Source organism: Corallococcus sp. CA041A, from assembly GCF_003612075.1.
Taxonomy (GTDB): Bacteria; Myxococcota; Myxococcia; order Myxococcales; family Myxococcaceae; genus Corallococcus; species Corallococcus exiguus.
In genome coordinates this window covers 1-478 of the sequence record NZ_RAWF01000608.1, presented here as the reverse complement: position 1 = coordinate 478, position 478 = coordinate 1, and the positions used below count along the sequence as shown (strand labels likewise).

General features: G+C 59.6%; 1 protein-coding gene. It reads right to left on the bottom strand.

Features of this window, described 5'->3' with window-relative positions:
* On the bottom strand, nt 1-343 hold a 343-nt coding region (locus tag D7V77_RS42440; RefSeq protein WP_120581768.1), incomplete at its 3' end, for a peptidylprolyl isomerase.
* Nucleotides 344-478: the final 135 nt, after the last annotated feature.

Sequence of the window (478 nt, the reverse complement as noted above, 5' to 3'; positions counted from 1 at the left end):
CCGCCACGTCGGTGACGGTGTAGACGATGGCGTCTTCCTCATCGCCATCTTCGGGCACGCCCTCGAACTGCATGCCAACTTCGAGCGGTTCCGGAAAGCGATCACGCGGCTCGATCTTGATCAGCTCTTGATCGTAGTCACCGAAAGCGTCGTCCGGTTCGAGCTGCAGCTTGGTCTCGAAGCCTTGTTCCTGGCCGTCCAGCGCTTCCTCGATCTTGGGGAACGTGCCATCATAGCCGCCGTGCAAATACACCATCGGCTCATCGGATTCCTCGATGACGTTGCCCTGCGCGTCGGACAGTTTGTAAGCCACCGACACTACCGTATTCTTCGCGATTTTCAATTGCGCACTCCATGAACGAAGTCCCATTATACGCTGCCGATGGCGGCGTCCAACCTGCTCTCCCAGCGGGGCATCCGGCGCAACTCCTCGGCGGGCTGTCACCGCGCGAATTCATGCGCACGCACTGGCAGAAAC